9 protein-coding genes are annotated in these 14764 nt (G+C 33.8%); 4 read left to right on the top strand and 5 right to left on the bottom strand.

Annotated elements, in window-relative coordinates; all coding sequences use genetic code 11:
- The first annotated feature begins 73 nt into the window (after positions 1-73).
- The 4 genes from LY01_RS12690 (at position 74) to LY01_RS12675 (ending at position 5177) form a co-directional block, all read left to right on the top strand.
- Complete coding sequence (locus LY01_RS12690; protein ID WP_245890727.1) at positions 74-1771, top strand: OstA-like protein; 1698 nt, start codon at positions 74-76, stop codon at positions 1769-1771.
- Positions 1761-2945 (top strand): aspartate aminotransferase family protein, encoded by a 1185-nt coding sequence (locus LY01_RS12685; protein ID WP_104516233.1) that lies wholly within the window; start codon positions 1761-1763, stop codon positions 2943-2945. The genes LY01_RS12690 and LY01_RS12685 overlap by 11 nt, the downstream gene beginning before the upstream one ends.
- A gap of 108 nt (positions 2946-3053) precedes the next feature.
- Complete coding sequence (locus LY01_RS12680) at positions 3054-4436, top strand: tetratricopeptide repeat protein (RefSeq protein WP_104516232.1); 1383 nt, start codon at positions 3054-3056, stop codon at positions 4434-4436.
- Positions 4437-4439: 3 nt separating this feature from the next.
- Entirely contained in the window at positions 4440-5177 is a 738-nt protein-coding gene (locus LY01_RS12675) for a tyrosine-protein phosphatase (RefSeq protein ID WP_104516231.1), read from the top strand.
- Positions 5178-5189: 12 nt separating this feature from the next.
- Here LY01_RS12675 and LY01_RS12670 read toward each other — a convergent pair whose 3' ends face one another.
- The 5 genes from LY01_RS12670 to LY01_RS12655 form a co-directional block, all read right to left on the bottom strand.
- Entirely contained in the window at positions 5190-7598 is a 2409-nt protein-coding gene (locus LY01_RS12670) for a GumC family protein (protein WP_104516230.1), read from the bottom strand.
- Positions 7599-7601: 3 nt separating this feature from the next.
- Positions 7602-8381, bottom strand: a complete 780-nt coding sequence (locus tag LY01_RS12665) for a polysaccharide biosynthesis/export family protein (protein ID WP_104516229.1) — start codon at positions 8379-8381, stop codon at positions 7602-7604.
- A gap of 19 nt (positions 8382-8400) precedes the next feature.
- Positions 8401-10350 (bottom strand): polysaccharide biosynthesis protein, encoded by a 1950-nt coding sequence (locus LY01_RS12660; protein ID WP_104516228.1) that lies wholly within the window; start codon positions 10348-10350, stop codon positions 8401-8403.
- An 81-nt stretch (positions 10351-10431) separates the two neighbouring features.
- Entirely contained in the window at positions 10432-10605 is a 174-nt protein-coding gene (locus LY01_RS15175; protein ID WP_170034644.1) for a hypothetical protein, read from the bottom strand.
- Positions 10606-10607: 2 nt separating this feature from the next.
- The gene (locus LY01_RS12655) at positions 10608-14696 is read right to left on the bottom strand and encodes a T9SS type A sorting domain-containing protein (protein WP_104516227.1); all 4089 of its coding nucleotides are present in this window, start codon (positions 14694-14696) and stop codon (positions 10608-10610) included.
- Between the last annotated feature and the right edge of the window lie 68 nt (positions 14697-14764).

The raw sequence follows: 14764 nt of genomic DNA, 5'->3' as shown, positions 1-14764 counted from the left end.
ATTAATCTATAAAGAAACGTTTAGTTAAAGCATTATGCATTTTCGTAATTTTGAACTCTCTAAAAACACAATCTTGAAAAAACTTCTTTTCTTTATATTCATGTCACTTTCATATACTGCCATTGCACAGGAAACAGTAAATGATTCTTTAATTAATGTAACTGGTGGTCTAAGAGAAATTAATGAAGACCTTTTTCCTGGCGCAGTAATTTATTCTGGTAATGATAGAAAACAAGTATTTGTACAACACAAAGGCATAGAAATGTGGTGTGACCGAGCTGTTTTATATCAGAAAGATAACTTTATAAGAATATTTAGAAACGTACGTATACATCAAGGTGATTCTATAAAAATGAGCTCTGAATATGCAGAATATAATGGTACTTCTCAACTAGCATTTGCCAGTGGTGATGTTTTTATGAGAAACCCAGAGACGACACTCAAAACAGACACCTTATTCTTTGATCGTGCAAAGCAAGAAGCTTATTATAGAAGTGGCGGTACTGTAAAAGACACTGCTAGTACTTTAGAAAGCAGAATCGGTCGTTATTTTATTAAAGAAAAACGTTACCAGTTTCTTGATGACGTAAAAGTGACAAATCCAGAATACACCATAGATAGTAATCACCTTAACTTCTATACCGACACTGGGCATACTAGAATGTATGGACCATCTACTATAAAGGGAAAAACTAGCACTGTATATTGTGAAAGAGGTTTTTATGACACTAGAAATGACGAAGGTTACTTCATAAAGAACTCTAGGATAGACTACAACAATAGAACCGTCACTGGAGATAGCCTATACTTTAATCGAGGCAGATCATTTGCTAGTGCGACTAATAACATAGTCGTAACCGACACAATAAATAAATCTATTATTAAAGGACACTATGCAGAAGTGTATCGAGCAAAAGATTCTGTCTTTATAACTAAAAGAGCCGTTGCAATTTCTATTCAAGATCAAGATAGTGTATACATACATGCAGATAGACTCATGGTCACAGGTCCCGAAAATGATAGAATAGTAAGAGGTTTTTATGATGTACGTTTATTTAAAAGCAACCTCAGTGGTAGATGTGACTCGATAGTCACTAGGCAAAGTACTGGACTTACTAAAATGATTACTAAACCAGTATTGTGGAGTGGTAACAGCCAGATGACAGGAGATAGCATACATATTCAAAGCAACACCTTAACAGAGCGTCTGGACAGTTTGCACGTCTTCTATAATGCATTTATAGTAGACCAAGATAGTAGCGGTGGTTTTAATCAAATAAAAGGAAAAGAACTTATTGGTAAATTTAATGATTCTAGTCAATTAGAAGTCGTCAATATTAATAAGAATGTTGAAAATTTAATCTATTCACGCAATGACAAACAAGAATTAATAGGTATAAACAAAGGTACTAGCGGTAGGATGGAGATTCTTTTTCAAAATAAAGAAATGACCGTTATCACAAATTATGATGATCCAGACGATAAGACATACCCTCCAGAAGAATTACCTGAAAATGCTCGAACTTTAAGAGGCTTTAAATGGCGAGGCGATGAAAGAATAATATCAAAAGAAGATCTTTTCAGAGGCAAACCAAAACCTATTTTAACCCCAATTCAAGGGATACCATTACCTGATATCGAAGAGGATTTCTTCAAAAAAGAAACACCATTTAACATCAATAAGAACTCAAGATTAAAAGAAGAAGATCTTAAAACCAGATCTACAGATACTCCTGATGCTATAAAGGAAGAGAAAGAAAATGAAGGATGATTTTTATAAATACCAAGCACAAACCACACCCTATGCACCAGGAGTAGAGATATCCAGTGCAAAGGGAAATTATATCTATGATAAATCTGGCAAGAAATATTTAGATATGGTTGCAGGTGTAAGTGCACTACCATTAGGACATTGTCACCCTGTCGTTGTAAAAGCGATAAAACAACAAGTAGATCAATATATGCATGTCATGGTTTATGGAGAGTATGCTCAAGAACCAGCTGTATTATTGTGTAAAAAACTAGCCTCTCTCCTACCGGCTCCATTAGAAACCACTTATCTGGTAAATAGCGGTACCGAGGCGATAGAGGCCGCTATAAAACTAGCCCGAAAAGTAACTGGAAAATCTCAAATCATCGCTATGAGAAACGCCTATCACGGTAATACGTTAGGGTCACTGAGCCTAATGGATTTTGAAGAGCGCAAAGCACCTTTCAGACCTTTACTTCCAGGTATATCACATATCAATTTTAATTGCCTTCAAGATTTAAAGAAGATTAATAAAAATACCGCAGCTGTTATTATAGAAAGTATTCAAGGCGGTGCTGGCTTTAAAATACCTAATAAAATATGGGCACAAGAACTAAGTAAACGCTGTAAAGCAACAAATACCTTGCTCATTATAGACGAGATACAACCTGGTATAGGCCGCACAGGTAGCATGTTTTACTTCACTCAGTTAGACATTGTACCAGATATTGTCGTGACCGGCAAAGGACTCGCAGGAGGCCTTCCCATTGGCGCATTAACTGCGAGTAGAGAACATATGTCACAATTATCAAACTCACCCATGTTAGGACACATTACCACATTCGGAGGACATCCTGTAATCGCAGCGGCTGCACTAGCCACTTTACAAGAAGTTGAACATGGTGGGTACATGTTAGAAATGTTAGATAAAGAGTTACGCTTTCGCGAAAGCTTAACACACAAAAACATTAAGGAAGTAAGAGGTAAAGGCCTTATGCTTATAGCTTTATTGCCCGATGATAAGTTTACAACTCAAATAGTAGAGGAATGTAGAAATCGCGGTGTGATTTTTTTCTTATTATTATTTGAAAAACGAGCTATCAGGATCACTCCACCGTATACTATAACAAATTCAGAAATAGAATTTGCATGTAAAACACTTATAGAAGTTACTGAAAACTTCTATTCCAATTAACCCTAAAAGACTCTGTTTATAAGTTGTTGACAAGAGAAATCTTGTTTTTGCCTATAATTTGGCAAAAAAATTGAACTTAGTAAAACAAGAATTTTTAATATTCTATGTATGCATTTTGATTTAAATGGTGATGAAGGTTTGAGCATAAAAAAGTTTGAACTCATGTTAAAGTCCAATGAAGTTGGATTCTTTGACAGTGGAGAATTTGAAGAGATAATAGAACATTATCTCGATGAAGGAAAAATGGTTCTAGCCCGAAAAGCTATTAGTTTAGGTATATCACAGCATCCATCTTCTGCAAATTTGAAGCTATTCAAAGCAGAGATGTATATTTTTGACGATCAATTCTCTCAAGCCGAAGAGGTTCTTAATGAGTTATTTGAACTAGAACCTCAAAATGCCGAAGTTTACATACAAAAAGCTAATATTTTTTCTAAAACAGAAAGACATGATAAAGCGATACATCTACTCAAGATAGCTCTAGATTTAACACTAGATCAAGCAGATGTCTATAATCTTATAGGGATGGAATTTCTTTTTATAGAAGATTATTCAAATGCTAAGGTTAATTTTATGAAATGTCTCGAGCTAGATGACACAGATTACTCTGCTCTTTACAACATCATTTATTGTTTTGATTTTTTACAAGAACATCAACAGGCTATAGATTTTTTAAACTTATTCTTAAATAAAAACCCATATAGTGAGGTGGCCTGGCACCAAGTAGGTAAACAGTATTTTGACATAAAAATGTATGAGAAATCACTAGCTGCTTTTGAATTTGCTATCATATCAGATGATCATTTTGTGGGTGCTTATTTAGAAAAAGGAAAGGTTCTTGAAAAACTAGGCAGGTATAATGAAGCAATAGAAAATTATCAAATTACTTTAAAACTCGATGACCCAACATCATTTGCTTACTTGCGATTAGGTAAATGCTTTGAAAAACTAGGCGTAGATGAAAAAGCCATACATTATTTTAAAGAAACCGTTAAAGAAGATCCTTTGCTAGATAAGGGATGGTTAGCCATAGTAAATTTTTACACCCAACGTCTCGATTTTCAAAAAGCATTAACTTATATTGAAAAAGCAACAGAAGTAGACAGCGACAATGCTTTGTATTGGACGAAGTATGCATCAATAAACAGAAGGCTCAATTTTATTGAAGAGGCAGAATACGGCTTCAGGAAAGCTATTGAATTAGGTAATTATGAACTCTCTACATGGATTGATAGATGTGACCTTCTATTATTTTTAGGCGAGTTAGATACCGCAATAGTAAATGTCGAAAATGGATTAGAATTTTACCCACAAGAAGCAGGACTTCTTTACAGAATCGCTGGCCTTTATTTAAAAAGTGGTGATTTAATAAAAGGAAAGTTTCATTTACAAAATGCTTTAAAAAATAATGCGGAATACAAAACTATTCTAGAGGAGCTATTCCCTAATGAATACCTACTTCTTGATGTTCAAAAATTATTAAATAATTAAATTATGTTTTTCTTTAACAAATCTGTTTTTTTAGTCGATTTCTTAGAAGACGTCGTTGATATTCACAATCACATACTACCAGGTATAGATGATGGATCAAAAGACCTAGAAACCACCTTAGAAATGATAGGAGCTTTTAAAGAATTAGGTTTTAGAAGTTGTATTGCAACACCTCATACCATGGAAGATTATTATGGGAATGATGCAATTGGGATTACTGAGAAATTTAATCAAACCAAATTAGCCTTAGATGCAAGCAATCATAGAGGTTTTATTATTTCTACTGCTTCCGAATACATGATGGATGGTGAATTTGAAAACCTAATTGATACTAATAATTATTTATGTATCCATAAGAACTACATCCTGACGGAGTTATCTTATTTTCAAAAACCTAACAACCTTGAGGAGTTAGTTTTTAAAATGTGTCAAAAAAATTTAAAACCTATACTAGCCCACCCAGAGAGATACCGATATATTAAATCAATAGACGCCTATCAAGACTTAAAAGATAGAGGATTTGAGTTGCAACTCAATTTACTTTCCTTAACAGAACATTATGGAGAAGATTCTTTTCAAAAAGCAAAATCACTTCTAGATAAAGGGATGTATGAGTTCATAGGAACAGACGCTCACAAGCCATCACACCTAAAAAAAATAAAAACTATAAAAATTAAAAAGAATCAAATTGATTCAATAAAAAAGCTTGTGGAAAACCACAAGCTTATATTTAATATTTAATATAGGAAAATCTTATTCGAAAGATTTTCCTTTTGAAAATTTCTTTTTCAAGAGATCTAACCAAGTTTTCTTTTCCTCTCCATAAGCATATCCATACTTATTACCATAACCGAAGTTAGCTAACTTAACGTTGTTTACAACTACCGCTACATTACTCAATTTTCCATCTTCAATAGTATCTGCAACAAATTCTAATAATGAAGTGTCTGTATAATTTGCTCTTGTAACATAAGTTGTAACATCAGCATACTTATTAATCAATAATGTATCGGTTACCAATATAGTAGGTGCACTATCAATAATTACCAGATCATATAAAGACTTAGCTTCTTCAAATAAGTCCTTAGTTCTATCTTGCATCCACAATTCTGCAGGATTAGGTGGTATAGCTCCCGAAAGAATGATATCAAGGTTAGGATTAACCTTAGAGGTCATTGCTAACTCTTCTACAGTCAGTTGATCATTTGTAAGGTATTCTGTAACCCCTTTTGTTCTCTTTGATACGTTAGGTAAATACCTATGTAATTGAGGGTTTCTAATGTCACCACCTATAAGCAATACTTTCTTCCCAGAGTATGCAAATGTATTTGAAATGTTATAAGAAACAAGTGTCTTCCCTTCACCCTTGATGGTAGAAGTTACCAAAATGATTTTAGTACCATCATGATTTAAAGCATTCAACTTATATTGAAGGTTCGTTCTTATAATTCTAAAAGACTCAGCTAAGACAGATCTATCGTTAGACACAATATAATCGACACTATCCTTATCTAACTTAGGTACTTCACCTAAAATATTAGCATTAGGTAATCCTCTCTCTACATCATTTCTAGACTCAATTTTATTATAGAAAATGGACCTTCCATAAATTATCGCACCAGGAAGAATGAAACCTATCAACATCATAGCTAAATAAACAATCTTTGGTTTAGGTGATACTGGATCCTTAGAAGCAAGTGCAAAATCAACAATCTTCGCTTTAGGTGCAGTAACTGCTAAAGAAATCGCAGTTGTTTCTTTCTTCTCATTTAATAATAAATAAATAGCTTCGACAACTTCTCTGTCTCTTTCTATATATCTAGCTATTCGTTCGTTTTCAGGAACTGTAGAAATTTTACCAGAAACAGAACCTAACTCTCTAGTCAGACTTTGTTTTTGAATTTCTATAGAATTAATAGTATTGTTCAGAGATAAAAGAATAGCTTGTTTTAAACTATCTATTTCATCTTTCAATCTTTTAAGAATTGGGTTATCAGCTGTAGCATTGTCCTTATATCTATTATATTCTTGAACCAATGAATTATAACTATTAGACGCTTGTTGAATGTTTAAATTTTCTAAACCAATATTTTCAGGAATAAAGTTATAACTCTCTTTATTCAGTTTATTCTTAATTAGCCTAGCTATTTCTAACTGCGTCCTAGATTCAATCAATTCTCGAGTAATCCCTGCAGAGGATTGTAAGTTCAAGGCAGATTCAGCTACCAAATCTGTTAATTTCTCAGTAGTCTTAAAATTTTGTATGCCACGTTCCAAACTATCGAGGTCTTTTTGAATATCGGCAAGGCGTTCATCAATGAATTTGGCCGTATTTTGAGCCACTTGATTCTTATCTTTTATAGCATCTTCATTAAAAACAACTACCAGATTATTAAGAATATCTTCAGCTTTCTCCTTTACTGGATCTACTAAAGTAATTTCTAGAACACTACCTCTTTTATCTGCTTTAGTAATGTTTAATTCAGACTTTAGAGATTTGGTAACATCATTAATCGATTTAATAGAAATAAATAAGTCTTTCCAGTTTTCGTGTTCTACATCATTAGATCGAGAAGCATTTCTTGAATGGTTAAAATCTGGAACGACTAATAAGTCTAAATCATTCATTTTAAACGATGCGCCATATTCATGAACTACATAATTTAAGTCCTCCTTATACTTAATTTCAAACTTATTATCATCTACATATCTAATCATTAAATCTATCGACTCAGAAATTGTATTAGATAATGAATCAATTAAAATCGATAGTTTAATAGGACTATTCTTATAGATATTGGTAGACTTAATATTTCCTGTTCGCGTATAAACAATATTCAAATCCAGATTAGACACCACATCATTAATAAGCTTGTTAGAATTTAAGATTTCCATCTCGTTTTCTACTGTATTGAAAGAGCCTCCCAATACATCTATATCTCCTAATGCAGAAAGCTCAGATAATCCACCACCACTCTGAGTATCTTTTATTAAAATTTTTGTTGATGCTACATATTCCTTACTAGCGTATCTTAAATAAACGAAACCCAATAATAAAAAGATGAAAACACTGATTATAAACCATGGCCAATACCTTAAGTATTGATTAATCTGATCTTTAAGTGAAAGAGCCTGATTAGCCTCCATATTTGTAGTACTCATAAATTAATTTCTTGAAAGAACAACTATTAAGGATAGCAACACCGATGCTATCGATACGTAAAGAGAGGCGTTTCTATTAAAACCTGCTGCTTGTACTTGTGCATTATTAGGTTCCACTATGATCACATCATTTTGTTGAAGGTAGTAATATTCTGAGTCTATAAAATCAGATTTAGTAAGATCCAATTTATGAACCTTTTGAACTCCATCCACATCTCTCCATACGGTAACATTATTTCTATTACCATAAATAGTTAAATCCCCAGCCATACCTATAGCTTGAAGTAAAGTAATACGGTTGTAATCAAAATTATAATTTCCTGGTCGAGTCACCTCACCTAATACGGTGATCTTAAAATTAACAACTCTCAAGTCTACTGTTGCATCCTTAACATATTCTGCTCTCAATCTATTTTGAATAGTATCAGTTAAGTCTTTTCGGCTTATTCCTGCAGCCTTTATATCACCTAATAAAGGGAATGAAATATTACCTTCATTATTAACAAGGTAACCAAGTAGTTTATTTTGAGAAGTGATCGTCAAATCGTTATTAGCCGTTGGGTTAACTACTTGATTAAAAGGCTGTACTAGTTTCATGTTCTCGCTAGTTACAATAATTCTAAGAATATCATCCTTTTTTATAATGGACTCGTAATTCAATTCTCTTTCTGTTAACGCAGAGTCAATATCTTGAACATAAAGAATCTTATCTTTAGATACACAAGAGGTGACTAAAGCTACAAAGATTAATATTAAAGATGATTTAATTAAGATATTTTTCATTTTGCAAAGATACTTATTTCTATAATTTTACTTTCTTGTCTAGCAATTCAAATACACTGTTTTTACTAATAAATTCAGGCACCATTTGCTTTATTTTCATGACTACTAAATCATCATTGAAATCTTGAGTTGCTATCTCAATTTCTTTTAAATAACGAGTTACATTTTCATAACCATAAGGTTCATCCTTAGCTACCATAATCTTTTGATGATGTGTCGGTAAGGTCTTAGAATCATCACTTAATAATTCTTCATATAATTTCTCTCCAGGTCTTAGACCTATTATTTTGATATCTATCTCGTCATATGGTTTAAAGCCTGATAACTTGATCATACGTTCTGCAAGATCCATGATGCGTACAGGTTTTCCCATATCAAATACAAATATCTCACCTCCATTACCCATGGTACCAGCTTGTAACACTAGTTGACAAGCTTCTGGTATAGTCATGAAATACCTAATAATATCTTGATGAGTCACGGTAACAGGCCCACCGCTTTCTATTTGCTTCTTAAAATAAGGAATTACAGACCCATTCGAACCTAACACATTACCGAATCTTGTGGTAATAAACTTAGTAGTACCAGTAGAATGTTGCTGTAAGGATTGTACATAAATCTCTGCTGCTCTTTTACTAGCACCCATCACATTAGTTGGATTCACAGCCTTATCTGTACTCACCATTACAAATCGATCTATTCCTTTACTTACTGCAAGGTTTGCTAAATTAACAGTACCTAATATATTAACAAATACAGCTTCCCTAGGATTGGATTCAATCATTGGGACATGTTTATATGCTGCAGCATGAAAAACAACCGAAATATCATTAGCTTCAAATATACTTTCTAACCTCTCCCTACGCCTTACATCTGCAAGGATAAATTTATAGGCTACATCAGGAAACTTTTCTTTTAACTCTAACTCTAGATCATATAAAGGAGACTCGGCTTGATCTAATATAAGTACACACTTCGGATTATAATCAGAAACTTGTCTTACGATCTCACTTCCTATAGAACCTGCTCCACCAGTTATCAAAACAACTCTATCTTCTAAATAATTAGAAATCTGACTATCATCGAGATGAATAGCCTCTCTCTCTAAAAGGTCTTCTATTTGAATTTCTTTAATCTTTGTACTAACATCTTCCTTATCTGTCCACTGTGTAATATCAGGAACATTAAATATTTTCAAATCATTTGCCAGCGCCTTATCCACCAACTCATTTTTTTGAGCTATGGATAATTGAGAGCCAGCGATAATAAGACCATTCACCTTCATAGGTGCGATTTTATCATAAAACTTACTACCATATTTAACAATAGGTTTTCCCAAAATCTTGATACGTTGATGATCGTTTTTAAAAGAGATAAAACCAGCTAGATTAAAACTTTGTGTCTTAGAAGTCGTTAATGCTTCAGCTAGAGCAATGCTATCATCATTTACCCCAACTATTAAAACATCATAAATTTTCTGTTTTCCATGAGACACAAAAGAATACAATCTCTTAACCATTACCCTAAATAACAACAAAGCAACAAAGGTAGTTGTCATGTTGATAATCAAAAATGGCATTAAAAATATTTTCTGATCATATATAAGATAATAGCCATAATTCACAACTACTATTACCGCAGTACTGGCTACACAAGCAAATGCTATTTTAAAAATATCTACAAAAGTACTGTGCCTTATAAGCCCAGAATATGTACTAAAAACAAAAAAAGAAGCTAAATAAACAAGCGTGAAGAATACTGCTTGTTGAAAGATAGAAAGCACTTGATAAAAGCTAGTAGCAATATTTTCTACTACTAAAAATGAGATACAGAAAGATATCACAACTAGAAAAACATCTATTGCGATTACCATCCAACGTGGCAAATACCTCAAATTTTTTAATTGTAGAGAATTATCTCCATTCCAAAAGATTTGAGCCAATCTATTTTTAAAATATTCTATTTTCATTTTCCCTTGGCGCAAAAATAGCACAAAAAAAAGGGCAATGCGTTAAACATTGCCCTTAATTTACATAAGTTTTACAGCTTACTATTTGCGTAACAATTTTTTACCGCCTATCAATAAACCTGCAATAGCAGCAGCTAATAGCCCTGGTAATGCTGCCACGTCCTCTACTTCAGGATCAAACGCTGCTTGAGCATTTATTACAACTGAAAATGTGACGATTACAAAAATTGTAAGTAAAATTTTATTTGTTTTCATCTTTAGTTTTTTATAATTCTCTTAGTGGTCGCTACTTTATCTTGTTCTACTTTTAACAAGTAAATTCCATTTGTTAGACTATTCATATTTGCAACTGTTTCATTACCGTTAGTCGATTCTTTTTGATAAGAAACAATAAGTTGACCTAATGTATTATAAATAGAAATTTTCACAGACTCACCTGCGATTAGGTTTCCGATAGTAACACTATCTCCGTTTACTGGATTAGGATATACTTGTACCGCTTCCGCGAAAGCGATATCACCAACAGACAATGTGCTGTTTAAAAACTTTAATTCAAATCTATTCTCATCCACACTTGCCGCGTTTGTAGTATCAAAACTAACAGAGACAAGATTACTACCATTTGCCATTAAAGTCTCAGTACCTAAGAAATGATCTACAAATAAAGTCTGTAGATTAGTTAATGTAGTATTGATATCAAATGTGTAATCAGTAGAAGTTAAACCATTTAATTTCAACGGTATTAACTCATTATCTACTGGCTCCGAACGCTCCACAATACTTAATGACGAGTTTAATGTCTCAACAGACAAGTTCTCATCAGGATTCTGAAGTTTTACAGCACCGTTTGCACTAACTGCACTAGATGCATTCAAATTAAATGATATTAAAACACCATCTCTAGCTTTACCTGAAGCCAATTCTTGATCTGTATATAGAGAAACAGATATCTGCTCATTTACATTAGAATTACGATAGGTATTAGTCGTTTCAAAGCTTGTTGACTTATAAGATTCTTTAAAAGTAATACTTGGTGCAAGTGCAGCAGCATTACTTCCATCTTCGGCAGTAGTAACAAAAAATGCCTGACCTGGTTGTACGAACTCACTAACTTCAGATGTTGCATTACTATTTCCTAGTACAAAATTATGAGTCACATAAGCACCTCTAGCCCCAATAGTTGGATCCCAAGCATAATATTCACTTACATCGATATCCTCTGTAGCAGCATCATTTAAAACGCTATTTAAATTCACTTGTGCTTGGTATGGATTACCTACAAAGTTAAAACCACCTTCTGTAGTGGATAAATTTGATGTTGTAAAATCTCCCAAAGACAAAGATCCGTTAGAGATCAATGTAGTACTAGATGGTAAAGCACCAGCTGTTGTTAAAGAAACACTGCGATCTCCTCTAATTAATACACGTATAGCATCACCTGCAGTTAAACTAGTAGAATTTGTAGCAGAAGTACTTTCCCAAAGCTGTGTATCTTCATTAAAGCTAAATGCAGATGGATTATTAGAACCAGACACATCAAAACCGTCAGCCATTGATCCACCTGTAATATGTGTACCATTTCCTGCTATATAACCTGCATCATCTACATTTAGGCCAGCTTGCTGCCAATTATCATAAACACTTCCTGTCATATCCACAGAAGAACCTATAAATCTAAACGCTCTTTGAGCTGGATAAAACTGCTCTACTTTTACGTCTCCAGTTACTGTACCAGCGATCACCTCTCTTACTACAGCGCTTTTACTATCAATAGATTTCAGAGTCAAATTATCATTTGTTGCTAAATCTCCTGAAACTAATTTTAAGAAACCATTCAATTCAGTCGTATTGTTCAAATTCACATCACCTAATAAAGTTAATGATTCTAAAAATCCACTTAGAGCGATTTTTTGACTAGAAGGATTTGCAATTAACTGGATATTATCTAACGCTATCTCATCAGAAGAATTACTTCCACTATCTGCAGAAGACCATGCTAACACATAAGTATCGCCTGCGGCTATATTCAAACCTGTTAGATCCATTGCTACTGCATTGCGTTTCCATTCTTCAATCGCATCTTGCCCTAGCATTGAAGAAAGTGCCGCATCAGTCACCTCAGTAAGAGAAGATGTATCTGAACCATGAGAAAATCTAAAATCATTTGCTCTATTCTCATTATCAAAAACATAAAAATCATAAGCTACAGATAAATCGGTAACTACAGCTCCCGTGTTGTTAGTAAACTGAAAGAAGATAGTACCAGGTGTAAAGTCACTACCTGTAGGTTGCACTCCTAATGCATAATCTCCTGCAGCTACTTCAAATGCATATATACCACCACTTGAAACGCCACCGTCAGAAACTCCTTTTCCGAAATCATTGCCTGACTGCTCATCTCCGAAGTCAGTTGTCGCATCTTGTAAACCATTTATTGCAAAAGCATCTGCATCTAGTTGTCCAACTGAAGGTACAGTTACAAATCCTGAACCATCAAAAGGTCCGTTATTCACATTTGCAACCGTATTATCAAAATCAATTAAATAAGCTGTATCTACAACATCTATTTGAAGACCTTGAAGTTGCGGATCTAAAACTATGTAATTCTGCTCTGTACTAGTTGCTGTTTCTGGTGAAGCGTTTGCATCTATAGCAACTATTTGATAATACACAGTTGTCCCATCTAATTGCGCTGGGATATTTGCTTGATAAGTATCACCACTAGACAATACCATAGCTACAGGAGTCTGATCATAAACACCAGAAGCAAAACCATATTGCAGTTCTACACTATTCAAACCATCTGCATCAGTAACATCTACATTTACCGTCACCACATCTGTAGAAGTTGGAGCAACTGGACTATTTGAGATATTTGCTATTGAAGGTGCAAGATTTGCACTGGCTGGTAAGGTAGTAATCTCTATTTCTTCCACTACCCATTCTTCAGCACCTAATCCTGTGTTATCATATAAAAATGCTATATAAGCCTGACCTTGAATAGCAGAAGCATCAACCATTGTTGTAGAAGATGCAGAAGCTGAATTACTTGAAGAAGTATTATTAGGATCAAAAACTAGTTCTGTCCAAGTAGCCATAGTTGGATCTCCCGATCCATCATAATCTGTAGAATATCTCAATAAGAATTCTCCTGCTTCATTTGTAGCATTACCATAACGCTCTGAAGTGGTTACCTCTATTTGATTAAGACTTGCCGCCGTAGGAAAATCAACTGGTACTTCTGTAATTAACCAATCTATATCTTCCGTACCACCAAAACCATTCATAGTATAAGCTCCAGAACTACAAACCCATACATCATCACCAGCTTGATCAAAAGCGACCCATTTATTATCAGCACAATCATCAAAACTCTCTGTATAAGGTAAAGAAATAGGTGCAATATCATCTTCTAATACGGTTAGTGTAAATGTATTATTTGTACCAGTAGCAGCCATATCGCCACCCACTATATTTTGAATCTCAAAAGTAAAATCTTTATCTAGTTCTTCAATCATATCATCAGTAACCGTTACCGTCACGATTTGATTCATTGAACTACCTGCAGGAAATGTAACGGATTGAGCAGTATAGTTATTGATACTACTAGCCGTACCAGATGTAAGAACAACATCTGCCGTGGTAGCATTACTTGTAGACTCATTAGAAATAGAAACCGTAAGATCTACAGTACCAGCATCTTCATTTACCGTTAAAGAGTTAGGATCAAACTGCAGTGATGTCGTTGCCGGGCCATTATTAATCGTTAGCGAAGTACTATTTAATCCACCTAACGAGTTACCGTTTGTGTTATAATTAGCTGCGTCTTGAAATAATTGAAATAATGTAACCGAATCACCAGATCTAACACCTTGGTAATCTCCATTATCTGCTCCAATTAACAATTGCGGTCCAGAATAAAAGTTACCAATATCTCCACTATCTTCTCCAATAGCAAATAAAATCATAGTTGGAGATGATAAAGTACCCTGATAGGCTGTTACACCATCACCACTATTACCTAAAACCATGGCACCATCAGAAGTTGACGAGAAATTAACCTCCGTTCCGTTACTATCTCCTATAATGACTGTTCCTGCAATATAACCTGTACTCGGCACAGTATACAAAACTGTACCTTCATTTGTAGAAAAAGTAGTTCCTCCGAATTCTTCATCAGTAAAATATATTTCCGTACCTGGGAGCATATCAACCAATGATACAAATGAAAAAACTTCATCATTGGTATCTAAACCTATCAAAGCCAAATCGCCTTGATTTAAAACAGTTTGCGCAATCGTCAGATTTGATACGATAAACGCCACTAATAGTAATATTTTTTTCATAATATTTATTTAAGGTCGTAAAAGTAATTCCATTATCTTTTTATAGGAATTTACTTAGATTAACTCTT

This window comes from Nonlabens xylanidelens, from assembly GCF_002934445.1.
Taxonomy (GTDB): Bacteria; Bacteroidota; Bacteroidia; order Flavobacteriales; family Flavobacteriaceae; genus Nonlabens; species Nonlabens xylanidelens.
The sequence above is the reverse complement of the archived record's forward strand: the minus strand, read 5'-3'. Positions and strand labels throughout refer to the sequence as shown.